Annotated in this window: 10 protein-coding genes and 1 pseudogene; 7 read left to right on the top strand and 4 right to left on the bottom strand. The window is 62.1% G+C overall.

Annotated features, from left to right (window positions below):
• Positions 1 to 162: pseudogene (locus AC07PT_RS23825) on the top strand (electron transfer flavoprotein subunit alpha/FixB family protein); the annotation flags it as partial.
• 18 nt (positions 163 to 180) lie between these two features.
• Here AC07PT_RS23825 and AC07PT_RS23820 read toward each other — a convergent pair.
• Positions 181 to 1,965, bottom strand: coding sequence for a methyl-accepting chemotaxis protein (locus AC07PT_RS23820; protein ID WP_494658352.1), 1,785 nt, complete (start codon positions 1,963 to 1,965; stop codon positions 181 to 183).
• Positions 1,966 to 2,311: 346 nt separating this feature from the next.
• On the opposite strand from AC07PT_RS23820, the gene AC07PT_RS23815 reads away from it, so the two are divergent.
• A complete protein-coding gene (locus AC07PT_RS23815) occupies positions 2,312 to 2,740 on the top strand; it encodes a DoxX family protein (RefSeq protein ID WP_494658351.1) in 429 nt (142 codons plus the stop codon).
• A gap of 16 nt (positions 2,741 to 2,756) precedes the next feature.
• Here the strand turns inward: AC07PT_RS23815 and AC07PT_RS23810 are convergent, their stop codons facing one another.
• On the bottom strand, positions 2,757 to 3,386 hold the full coding sequence (locus AC07PT_RS23810) for a DJ-1/PfpI family protein (RefSeq protein WP_494658350.1): 630 nt from the start codon (positions 3,384 to 3,386) through the stop codon (positions 2,757 to 2,759).
• Positions 3,387 to 3,485: 99 nt separating this feature from the next.
• Here AC07PT_RS23810 and AC07PT_RS23805 point away from each other — a divergent pair, with 99 nt between their 5' ends.
• Positions 3,486 to 3,701 (top strand): HEAT repeat domain-containing protein, encoded by a 216-nt coding sequence (locus AC07PT_RS23805; protein WP_492346149.1) that lies wholly within the window; start codon positions 3,486 to 3,488, stop codon positions 3,699 to 3,701.
• Entirely contained in the window at positions 3,698 to 3,976 is a 279-nt protein-coding gene (locus tag AC07PT_RS23800; protein WP_494658349.1) for a hypothetical protein, read from the top strand. The genes AC07PT_RS23805 and AC07PT_RS23800 overlap by 4 nt, the downstream gene beginning before the upstream one ends.
• A gap of 327 nt (positions 3,977 to 4,303) precedes the next feature.
• Here AC07PT_RS23800 and AC07PT_RS23795 read toward each other — a convergent pair whose 3' ends face one another.
• On the bottom strand, positions 4,304 to 5,161 hold the full coding sequence (locus AC07PT_RS23795; RefSeq protein WP_494658348.1) for an SIS domain-containing protein: 858 nt from the start codon (positions 5,159 to 5,161) through the stop codon (positions 4,304 to 4,306).
• Between the two features lie 43 nt (positions 5,162 to 5,204).
• Positions 5,205 to 6,614, bottom strand: coding sequence for an FAD-binding oxidoreductase (locus AC07PT_RS23790; protein ID WP_494658347.1), 1,410 nt, complete (start codon positions 6,612 to 6,614; stop codon positions 5,205 to 5,207).
• Between the two features lie 153 nt (positions 6,615 to 6,767).
• On the opposite strand from AC07PT_RS23790, the gene AC07PT_RS23785 reads away from it, so the two are divergent.
• Genes AC07PT_RS23785 through AC07PT_RS23775 form a run of 3 tightly spaced genes read left to right on the top strand, consistent with a single transcriptional unit; the run spans position 6,768 to position 9,407 of the window.
• Complete coding sequence (locus AC07PT_RS23785; protein ID WP_494658346.1) at positions 6,768 to 7,388, top strand: glucose-6-phosphate isomerase; 621 nt, start codon at positions 6,768 to 6,770, stop codon at positions 7,386 to 7,388.
• Positions 7,378 to 8,343, top strand: coding sequence for a shikimate dehydrogenase family protein (locus tag AC07PT_RS23780; protein ID WP_494658345.1), 966 nt, complete (start codon positions 7,378 to 7,380; stop codon positions 8,341 to 8,343). Before AC07PT_RS23785 ends, AC07PT_RS23780 begins: the two co-directional genes overlap by 11 nt.
• A 44-nt stretch (positions 8,344 to 8,387) precedes the next feature.
• Entirely contained in the window at positions 8,388 to 9,407 is a 1,020-nt protein-coding gene (locus tag AC07PT_RS23775; RefSeq protein ID WP_494658344.1) for a sugar ABC transporter substrate-binding protein, read from the top strand.
• Positions 9,408 to 9,464: the final 57 nt, after the last annotated feature.

Below are 9,464 nucleotides of genomic sequence, written 5' to 3'. Positions count from 1 at the left end.
TGCGGCATCAGTGGCGCGATCCAGCACCTGGCGGGGATGAAGGACAGCAAGGTGATCGTGGCGATCAACAAGGACCCCGAGGCGCCGATCTTCAGCGTGGCCGACTATGGCCTGGAGGCCGACCTGTTTGCGGCCGTGCCTGAGTTGATCGCGGCGCTATGAAGACCTGCGCCGCGTGACTCAGAAGCTCTCCCAACTGTCGTCTGCTGGCGCGGGGCGGCCGCTTGAAGCCTTGGGGGCGATGGCCAAGACCTCGGGTTTGACAACGCCCTGGCCCTTGGCCGAACTGGCCATCTGTTTCACAGCGGGGCGCTGACCCAGGGCTTGTGGGGCTGACGAGGTCACCCGCGCCCGTGGTGGGGCAGGCGGGCGCGCTGGTGCGGCGCCACTGCCGGCCGCCAGCTTGAACACCGCCACGGCCTGCACCAGGTCGTTGGCCTGGCCGCGCAGGCTGTCGGCAGCGGCCGACATCTCTTCCACCAACGCGGCATTTTGCTGCGTGGTCTGATCCATCTGGGTGACGGCCTCGCCGATCTGGTTCACCCCCTGGGCCTGTTCGGCGCTGCCGGCGGAGATCTCAGCCATGATGTCGCTCACGCGCTGGATGCTGTTGACCACCTCGCTCATGGTGGCGCCGGCCCGATCGACCAGGGCCGAGCCCGATTCCACGCGCTCGACGCTGTCCTGGATCAGGCGCCGGATCTCTTTCGAGGCCTCGGCGCTGCGCCCGGCCAAGGTGCGCACCTCACCGGCCACCACGGCAAAGCCGCGGCCTTGCTCGCCGGCCCGAGCGGCTTCCACCGCGGCATTCAGGGCCAGGATGTTGGTTTGGAAGGCAATGCCATCGATCACGCCGATGATGTCGGCAATCTTGCGCGAGCTGTCGTTGATGCCCTTCATGGTGTCCACCACCTCGGCCACCACGGCCCCGCCCTGGCCGGCCACGCCGGCTGCAGCCTGGGCCAACTGATTGGCCTGGCGCGCGTTCTCGGCGTTGTGGGTCACGGTGGAGCCCAGCTCCTCCATTGAGGCGGCGGTCTCTTCGAGGGCGCTGGCCTGCTCTTCGGTGCGACCCGACAGGTCGCGGTTGCCCGAGGCGATCTGGGCGCTGGCGGCAGCCACGGCTTCGCTGCCCTGGCGCACCGTGCTCACGACCCCCACCAGGCTGGTCTGCATGCGCTGCACGGCCGCCATGATGCTGTCGGTGTCGCCAGGCCGCAGCTTGACGTGCAGGCTCAGGTCCCCGTCGGCCACCCGTGCCACGGCGTGCGACACCTCGTCGGGTTCGGCCCCCAAGGCCCGGGTGATGCTGCGCGCAATCGACCAGGCCAGCCCGATGCCCAGAACGATGGCAAGGCCCATGATGCTCAAAACCCAGGTTACGCCGGAGGCCACGGCGGCCTTGGCGTCGGCGCCTGCGGCCTGCGACAGCTCGCGCTGGACGGCCACCGAGTCGTCCAGGGCCTTGAAGATCATGTCCTGGCGGGGGGCCACCTTGGTCAGCAGGATCTCGGTGGCGGCCTTGGCGTCTTCAGGCTTGCCGGTCAGGCCCAGCTTGATGGCGGCATCGATGTCGGCGTCGTAGGTTTCGCGGTTGTTCTGGATGATCTTCAGCAGTTCAATGCTCTTGGACATCATCAGGCTCTTGTCGAGCTGGGCCAGCAACTCCAGGCTGCGTGCCCGCAAGGGCAGGATTTTGTCGGCCTGCGCCTGCGCCTCTTTCACATCCTCAATCAGCGCCACGGTACGGGTGATGCGGGCGATTGACTGCAGGTGGTCTTTCAGCTCGGTCATCTGGGTCAGCTTGACCATCCGGTTTTGGATCAAGGTGTCCAGCTGCGAGGTCAGCAATGAGAACTTGCTCAGGGCCAGCGCCCCCACCAGAACCAGGCTGACCAGCAGCATGCCAAAGCCCAGCGCCAGTCGTGTGGCCACTCTGATTTGGTTGAATTGAACGAAGCCCATGGTGCCGTCCTCCCTCATATGCGTTTTTGTAACTAATCCGGACATTAGATAATATTTGTCTGACAACTTGGCTCAAAGGCCATGGGTGAGAAGGGGCATTGCATTGACGTTCTGAATTGCAATGGAACGATGCGAAGCGCAGGCCGCCAATCCGCATCCGGGGCGGTGTTTCATTGACTCTGTATCGGAGACAAATCGTTGGCTGAAACATGGTTTATCTCTGGATGAGTAGCCAATAAAGTTCAGCCCTGTCGCAGGTGCAAACCCCCATCAGGGGGCCCCCGGCGGCAGGCTGCTGAAGGCCACGTGCCCAGCCATTGATGCCAACCTTTTCAGGAGAATCACCATGTCCCGCACCACCGTTGATCAAACCCCGCTTCACAACGCCCTCAACCTGACTGGCCGTGTGTTGTTTGCCGTGCTGTTCCTGCCGGCCGGCATCGGCAAGCTCACCGGCTTTGCTGGCACCGTGGGGTACATCAGCTCAGCAGGCCTGCCCCTGCCCAGCGTGGGCGCTGCGATGGCGCTGACGGTCGAGATCCTGGGCAGCCTGGCCTTGCTGGCCGGCTGGCATACCCGCTGGGCTGCCCTGGTGCTGGGCCTGTTCACTTTGGCCGCAAGCTTCTTTTTCCATCCGTTCTGGAGCGTGGCGCCCGAGCAGGCCTACGTGACCCAGTTGCTGTTCTTCAAGAACATCGCCGTGGTGGGTGGGCTGCTGGTGCTGGCCGCCCAGGGAGCCGGCGGCTGGAGCCTGGACGCCCGCAGCCGTCACTGAGCCTGTCACCAGGCCATCAGGTCACGGGGCGCAGATAGGCCGGTCCCCGGGCCTGCAGTTCGGCACTGCCGTAACGCACGCTGGCCGGGTAATACTCTGCGGCCAACTGCACCTGACCGGCTACCTCGTCGCCCGCCGTGCTGGCGATGAAGGCCAGCATCAGGTCGATCCCGGCCGACACCCCTGATGAGGTCCAAACCGTGCCGTCCTGCACCCAGCGCTCCTCCAGCACGGTGACATCGCCCAGGGCCCGCAGGCGGTCCAGCGAAGCCCAGTGGGTGGTGGCCTTTTTGCCCGACAACAGGCCAGCAGCATGCAGCACGAACGAGCCGGTGCAGACCGACAGCATGGCCCGGGTGTTGCGGGCCTGCGCTGCCACAAATTCGAGCAGCACCGGGTTGTTCACCTCACGGCGCGTGCCCTGGCCACCGGGCACCAGCAAGTAGTCGAGCGGTGGGCACTCGGCAAAAGACACCTGTGGGTTGATCGACAGGCCCTTGGCGCAGCGCACCGGTCCGGCGTTCTGCGCCACGATCAGGCCCCGTGCGGGGCCTTCGGCCACCTTGCTCCACATGGTGAGCATCTCCCAAGGGCCGACAAAGTCGAGCTCTTCCACGTCGTCGAAAACCAGAATGCCAAAGTTCATCTTGAAGCCTTTCTCTCCGGCGCTGATCCGGAATGCCCGTTTTATGACAATTTAAGTCTCATGTGGCTATGATGTATCAAAAAATATCAGGGGGAATTCATGGCCACTCCACAGGAAGCGGTGCAACTGTTGATTTCGATACTCGAGTCTTTGAGCTCGGGCGCTGCCATGAAAGCAGCGGCGGCAGAAGGACTGGGCTACGCAGGCGGCTTTGACGCGCGAGCCGCGTTGATCAGAGTTTTGACCAGCCCAAACCGGGGATTGGAGGTCAGGGCCGCTGCGGCCAAAGCGCTTGGTCATGCCGCACGCGAATGAGCAGCCTCCTCACACTTTCTATCCACCAGGAGGCACCGGGCCGGTTTCTGGCCAGGCTCACGAAGGGGGATGTCGAGGTCGCTGAGCCGACCCACCACGACAGCGTCGAGTCGGCGATCTTCGACCACGCTGGCGCTCCTGCATGGGTGGGCATCACGGGTTGTCATGTTTGGTATGGCGGCGTCTATGCCGGCACCATCCCGATCGAGCACATGGAGCCCAGGGCCAGCGAACTGGGCGATTTTCTGTCTGCGCTGTCCCAGGCACTCAATTGATTCATTGCAGAGTGGGCTTGGAAGCAGAGCAGGTGGGTGTTGCGGTGCCCGTTGGGCTTTGTTTCACCTGCCGGCGCTGAATGTGCCGGGCGATGGCGATGACGAGGCGGACCGCGGCGGACATGCCAGCCCTGCCCGATGCCGACTTCTCCCTGCAAACCCTGGACAAAGCTGTGGACAAGCCGTGCCCACAGCCTGCAAAGAAGTGCTAAGCCGTTGATTTTAAAAGGCTTGCTTTGAGCTGCTTAAAAATTGGGCAGTGACAGGCTGCGCCTGAACTTCTTGCCCCGTCTTGAGACCGATTGTGATCGGCCTGCGTGCGCGGGCTCAGATGACCCCTGATGTGCGCACTTCGGTGAGGTGCTTCTTCATCTCCTGCACGTCGCGAAGGTGATTGGCACCACGTCGGATGGCGACGCTGATGGCAAGGATGTCCATCACCACGAGGGCTGCCAACCGCGAGATGGTGGGCGTGTAGATGTTGGTGTTCTCCAGCGTTTCGGCCACGATGGTGACATCGGCATAGCGGGCGATCGGGCTGTCGGAGCCGGTGACGACCGTGATCGAAGCACCGCGTTCTCGAGCGGTGCGCACCACCTCAATGAGTGATCGGGTGGTGCCGGTGTTCGTGATGGCCACCACGGCGTCTCCAGGGCCCAGCATGGATGCCGCGATGAGCTGCTGGTGCGAGTCCTGGTGTGCGACACATGGAACCCCAAAAAGGGGAAATTTCTGTTGCGCATCCAGGGCCACGATTCCCGAGGCCCCGAAACCGAAGAATTCGATGCGTTTTGCGTTCGCCAACAAATCCACGGCTTCGGCAATTGCACGGGGGTCAATTTTCTTGCGGGTCCAGTCCAGGCTGGTGATGGTGTGGTCAAAGATCTTGACGGCCACAGTTTGCGGCGTGTCTTCTTCGCGCAATTCCGAATGCGCCAGGGGTGCTCCGAAGGCCAGCCCCTGCACCACGCGGAGCTTGAGTTGGGTGAAGCCTTCACAGCCAACGGTGGCGCAGAACCGCAGCACCGTTGGTTCACTCACCCCGGCACGGACGCTGAGATCGGCCAAACTGGCCTGGGCGATTGAAGCAGGATCCTGCAGGATGGCCTGGGCCACTTGCAGACTGCCTCGCTTGAGGGTGGGCCGGATCCGCTCGATCACGGTCAGAATGTTCTCGGTCGCCATAGGTAAGCAGCTGGTCTGGCTCACCCGGGAGGCGAGCAGGGTGTCACAAGTCCAACAGCTTACCTGGGTTCAGAAGGTTTTCTGGATCCAGCGCCCGTTTGATGGCTTTCATGACGTTCAGATCAGCGGCGGAGCGCGTCAGCCCCAGCACGTGCTTGCGCTTCAGGCCGATCCCATGCTCTGCCGAAACCGAGCCCCCCATGTCGCCTACGATGCCATACACCACGCCTTGAACCAGCGCGGTGGTTCCTGCAGGCCAGTTGGGCTCTTGCACCACCAGATGGATGTTGCCGTCACCCAGGTGACCGTAAATCAGCACCGTCGCCTGCGGCCAGCGGGCGGCCAAGGCGGTCTTGAAGCGTTCAACGGCCGCCTCGATGTCGGCGATCGCGAAACTCACATCAAAGGACACGCGTCCCGGCAGCAGGCGCTGGTACTCACCGGGCGCATCTCGGATCGCCCAGAACGCCTGTGCATCTGTGTGCGATGACGCCAAAGCAGCGTCTTGCAATACCCCGCGCTCCAAACATCCCCCCAGGCATTGCTCAAACGCCTCGTCTTGACCCGGCCCGGCCCCGGTGCTTTCCAGCAGCACGTAGTAGGCGTGACGCTGCTGCAGGGGGGTGCGCAATTCGGGCAGTCGATCCAGCACGAAGTCGTAGTAACCGGGCCACATCACCTCAAAAGCGGACACGCCTGACGGAAGTTCGGCCTGCGCCAGGTGCAGAAATTCGATCACTGCAGCAAAGCTGGGCAGCCCACAAAACGCAGTGCAGACCGTGGTTGGCCTGGGCCGAAGCCTCAAGACGGCGCGGGTGATGACCCCCAGAGTGCCCTCGCTGCCGATGAAGAGATGGCGCAGGTCATAACCCGTGTTGTTTTTGATCATGCGATGCCGTCCGCCCACGGTCTGGCCATCCGCCAGGACCACCTCCAGATCCAGAACCTGATCGCGGGCCATGCCGTACCTGATCACCCGATTGCCACCCGCGTTGGTGGCCAGATTGCCGCCAATCGTGCAACTGCCGCGGGCCCCGAGGTCAAGCGGAAACAAAAAACCCGCCGCTTCCGCCGCTTCCTGGATCGTCTGCAAGGGGGTTCCTGCCAGCACCGTCATGGTGGCAGACGCCCTGTCGATGGCCTCAATGCCGCGCATGCGTTCCAGGCTCAAGGCGATCTCCCCTTCACGAAGGCAAGCGCCACCGGACAGGCCGGTCAAACCGCCCTGCGTCACGACAGCTTGTTTGTGCTGGTGACAGATGCGCAAGGCCACGGCCACCTGATCCGTGGTGGTGGGGCGGAGCAAAGCCAATGGTGTGGCACAAGGCATGCGGCTGGAGTCTGCGTGCATGCGATGACCGTAGTCGTCGGGCAATTGGACTACCTGATTGCCGAGCGCCTGCAGCAAGGACTCGATCACGGGGGCGGGGTGCATTGAGGTGGGATGGTTCATGGTTGCCTCATGGATTTGTTGATGCATGAAGGTTAGCAAAACAAACAAAAAAATGAGTTAAAAACCGTAAAAACAAGGGTATACCCTTAAATAACATCATTTATCCATGATTAATAGTAGTGCCACTAACGTTAATGATGAAGGATTGAATGTATGGAATGGGTTGAGCCTGGCATTTTCGAAGTCGATGTACGTGCTGGAACCTTGCGCGGTACAGCCTCGAGTTACCAAAAGAAGTTCAAGGATCTGACCGGCCTTTATGCCGACGCAGCCGCGTTTGCAAGCTTGGCCGATGGGCAGGGTGAACAGGTGGTGTATGAGGTCACAGACCACCGGCCCAGTGCCCGGGCAGGTGACTTGATCACGGGGGTGACCCGCATGTCTCCAGGTCGGGTTGGCGATGAGTACTTCATGACCCGAGGGCACGTTCATCAACAGACTGATCGACCAGAGGTGTATTTCTGCCTGGCCGGCCATGGGGTCATGTTGATGGAAACACCCGATGGAGAGACGCGTGCGGTTGACATGAAGACCCATGCGGTCTGCTATGTACCGCCGCACTGGCTTCACCGCTCTGTGAACGTCGGTACCGAGGATCTGGTGATGTTGTTTTGCTACCCGGCCGATGCGGGACAGAACTACGAAATCATTGCTCGATCGCAGGGCATGCGCCATCGGGTGGTGGAGGCTGGAGACGGCGGTTGGCGATTGGTGGAAAACGCGGCCTATCGGCCGCGCGAGCCGATCTCGACGGGAGCACCGCATGCAGCTTGAAGCCGCTACTTGCCCGACCTTCTACTTCATCGGGGTCAGTACACAGCAAAGCTCGATCATGCGGGTGTTCCCGCGGTGGGCTGAACACCTGGGCTTGCGCGGTGTGGCGATCCGGGGGATCGATCTGCCACTGCATGCGCCACGTGAGCAATACCGCGCCGTTGTGGCATTTTTGAAGCGCGATCCCTTGTCCTTGGGCGCGCTGGTGACAACCCACAAACTGGATCTCTATGAGGCCTGCGTCGACCTCTTTGACGAGGTGGACGACCATGCGCGGCGCCTGCATGAAACCAGTTGCCTTTCCAAATCCGCAGACCACCTGATCTGCCATGCCAAGGATCCGATCAGCTCGGGTCTGGCGTTGGACAGCTTTGTGCCTGCTGGGCATTTTGCGAGCACTTCAGCACCCGCGTTGCTGATGGGTGCCGGCGGATCTGCGATCGCGTTGAGCTGGCATCTCATGCAGTCATCACGGAGATTGGACCGACCGTCGCGCCTGATGGTGACGGACCGCTCGGAGTCGCGGTTGCAGGAGATCGAGCGCTTGCATCGCGACTGGCAAAGCGGCGTTCCTTGCGATTACCGCCTGGTGAACGAGCGGCAGTCCAACGACGCAGTTTTGGCAGCTCTGCCGCGGGGCGCGCTCGTGGTGAATGCCACTGGCATGGGCAAAGACAGGCCGGGTTCGCCCTTGAGTGACGATGCCCAATTTCCCGAACAGGCCCTGGTTTGGGAGCTCAACTACCGGGGGCCCTTGCAATTCCTGCAACAGGCGCGCCGTCAGGCTGCCCGCCAGAGTCTCCATGTGGAAGACGGCTGGGTGTATTTCATCCATGGATGGACCCGCGTGATTGCAGAGGTCTTTCACATCGACGTGCCCGAGAGTGGCCCTGGGTTCCAGGCGCTCTGCCAAATCGCGCAACAGGCCGGCGGACCTGCTACGCCAACCCACTGATCGGTGGGATGAGTTCTGCCATTTCAACCATCAAGGAGTACAAGATGAGCATTCAGCACATTCAACGTCGGACTTTGGCCCGCCTGGGCACTGCAGCGATCATGCGCCGCCTGACGGGGGCGGCCATGGCCGCGATGGCCATGGCCCCCGGGCCGACGGCCTGGGCCCAGGCCACGCCCAAAATCGGTGTGGCCATGAAGACCTTGTCGGCACCCTACTTTGCCGCCCAGATGGAGGCCGCCAAGGCCCGAGGCAAAGAATTGGGCTATGAGGTTCTGGCAACCGATGCCCAAGGCAAGTTGCAAAAGCAGATCGGCGATGTCGAAGATCTGGTGACCCGTGGTGTGAAGCTGCTCATCATTAACCCGACCGATACCGATGGCATGGTCCATGCCGTCAACAACGCCACCGCCAAGGGGGTGAAGGTGGTGGTGATTGACAGCACGCTCAACCCGAAGGCGAATTTCGTCACCCAGGTTCAATCCTCCAACAGCGCCAACGGCGCCTTGGTCGGCAGTTGGGTGGTCGATGAGGTCGGTAACAAGCCGCTCAGGATTGCCCTGCTTTCGGGGGAGAAGGGGAACCCCGCCGGGCAGGAACGCAGGTTGGGCGTGCTCAGCGGCATTGTCGAGGCGCAGTTGCGCAAGTTCGGCAAAGCAGATGTGGCGGTGGTCGGGCAAGGTTGGGGCAACTGGAGCGACGAAGGTGGGCTCAAGGCCATGGAGGATCTGCTTGTAGCCAACAAGGACATCAACATGGTGCTCAGCGAGAACGACAGCATGTTGCTGGGGGCCCGGCGTGCCATCGACAGCGCCAAGCGCAGCGGAATCATGTTGGTCGCGGCGGCCGATGGTCAGAAAGAGGCACTGGCACTGATCAAGGAAGGCAAGTACGCGGTGACCGGCCTGAATGACCCTGCGCTGGTGGCCCGCACCGCGGTTGATCTGGGCGTCAAAGTGTTGAAGGGGGAGCTCAAGGAGGTGCCCAAGCAGACGTTCACGACACCTGCGGCCATCACCCGCAGCAATGTGGACAAGTTCTACAACCCCAAGGCCGTTTTCTGATGGCGATGAACCTTGATTCTGCTGGGCCTGGGGTCGCCAAAGCCGACCCCAGGGAGG

The sequence above is a fragment of the Curvibacter sp. GW821-FHT09D12 genome (assembly GCF_059416245.1).
The sequence above is the reverse complement of the archived record's forward strand: the minus strand, read 5'-3'. Positions and strand labels throughout refer to the sequence as shown.